The organism is Streptomyces sp. NPDC002640 (assembly GCF_053592575.1).
Genome location: NZ_JBSFVZ010000053.1, coordinates 1 through 1,808, shown reverse-complemented (window position 1 = coordinate 1,808; position 1,808 = coordinate 1). Strand labels below are relative to the sequence as shown.

The window sequence follows — 1,808 nt, the reverse complement described above, 5'->3', positions numbered from 1 at the left end:
AGAGTCCCGCGACCACTCGCTGGTTGAAGCAGCCCCGGACGATGCAGGTCGGCCTTGCTTCCAGCGGCTCCGCAGTGGTGACAGCCAGCCATTCCTCGACTGTGGTTTCCGGATCCGGGCGCCGGCGCCAACGCGAGTAGTGGGTGCGGCAGATCTTGCCGCTGTAGGCCGGCCGCTCGCATCTGCCGGAGGGACCTTCCAGAGCGCATGGCTCGCGTTCGGACCCCCATTTCGTGCGGATCCGTCGGGGCCGCTGGTAGGTGGCGACGAACTCTTCCCGGCTCAGCGTGCTGATCCTGTGAGCATCCAGGCAATGTCGGCAGAGCAGGTTGCGGGAGGGCATCACCGTCCAGCACGAGGTGGTGGCGCACTTCGAGGCCGAGGTGCGCGGGTTGTCCACGTCGCCGTCGAAGAACCATGCCTGCTGGGACCACTCGCCCGGCCGCCAGAGAGGATCGACCTGCTCCTGCAGCCAGCTCGTCCAGGCCGTCAGGTCGAGGGGAACGACGTCGGAGTGCGGCTCCGCTGTGATCGGGGCGGGACTGGTCACGAGCGCCTCCCTGCTGCCACCAGCTCGACTGCCGCCCGCTTGTCCGCGTCACTGGCGTGCAGGTAAGGAGTCAGCGAGGACCGGGAGACGTGCCCCATCAGGTCCTGGACCACGTCCTCGTCGACGCCGGCGCGGACCCAGGCCGTGGCCGCCCCGTGCCGCAGCATGTGCGGACGGGCGGTGAGCTGGGTCTTCTTCGCCAGCCGATCGAAGAGCTCCTTCGCCGTGCCATAGCGCATCGGTCGCCCGAGCGGGGCGTGGAAGAGGTTCACGAAGACCATGTCGCAGTCGGCCGCCTCGGGGACCTCGTCCCGTTCGAGCTGATAGTCCGCATAGAGCCCGGCGAGGTCCTCGGTGACCGGGATGACCCGGGCGAAGCGGGACTTGGCCAGGGCTCCGTTGGCGTTGTTCGCCCGCCTCCGGACATGAATGTGCGGGCCTTCCACCCGGCATCCGAGCATCCGTGAGTCGCTGAGCAGGTGCATGTCCTGACGGCGTAGTCCCAGTGCCTCGCTGATCCGCTCTCCCGTGCAGCCGAGCAGGGCGATCAGGAACCGGTCGCGGGCCCGCGTCGCGACCTGGAACAGCTGGTCAGCCTCCTCCGGAGGCAGATACTCCACGGCCTCTTCGGACGGCTCAGGCAGCTTGAGGATCTTCGTCCTCACGGTGCGGAACTGGCCGTCCTCGCCTGCATCCTTGCCCGGCGGAAGCCAGCTCAGGTACTTCGGTTCCGACAGCCGGCCCACAAGCTCCGCGTCCACCCACTCATTGCGCGAGCAGAACCGCAAGAACTCGCAGACCCCGGTCATCACCGCGTTCGCGGACTTCTCCATCCGGAAGCGCGGCGGGGACGACAGCCGCGGGCTGCGTGGAGGTAGCGGCTCGTCCACCAGCCAACGCAGGAACCGGGCCAGGTCGAGCAGCGTGATCGACTTCCAGTCGAGGCCACGGTCGGAGCACCAGGTCAGCAGCAGAGCGGAACGGATGCCGTACGCCTTCTCGGTGTTGAACGACCGACCCATGTCCCGCAACGAAGCCAGGAACAGGCAGGACTCATGGTGAAGCCGGTACGACTCATCGACCACGACCCACAGCGGGCGCCCGTCGACTGGGGACTCAGCGCATGCAGCACGGAACTTCATGACACCGATGACTGACCGTCAAGACGTGCCTCACAACCAGCAGATATCTCACAGTCACACGGACTGATGAGCCCATGTGCCTCACACAACGAGGGCCAGATCAGGACCGCAGATAA

The 1,808-nt window shown here is 66.8% G+C and carries 1 protein-coding gene and 1 pseudogene; both read right to left on the bottom strand.

The window, feature by feature from the left end; genetic code table 11:
* Positions 1-550: pseudogene (locus ACWD3O_RS33900) on the bottom strand (hypothetical protein); the annotation flags it as partial.
* On the bottom strand, positions 547-1,572 hold the full coding sequence (locus tag ACWD3O_RS33895; protein ID WP_451418547.1) for a tyrosine-type recombinase/integrase: 1,026 nt from the start codon (positions 1,570-1,572) through the stop codon (positions 547-549). The pseudogene ACWD3O_RS33900 and the gene ACWD3O_RS33895, both read right to left, overlap by 4 nt.
* Positions 1,573-1,808: the final 236 nt, after the last annotated feature.

Coding starts and splice junctions, on each gene's coding strand:
- ACWD3O_RS33895 (WP_451418547.1), bottom strand. CDS start 1,572: ATGGGTCGGTCGTTCAACACCGAGAAGGCGTACGGCATCCGTTCCGCT.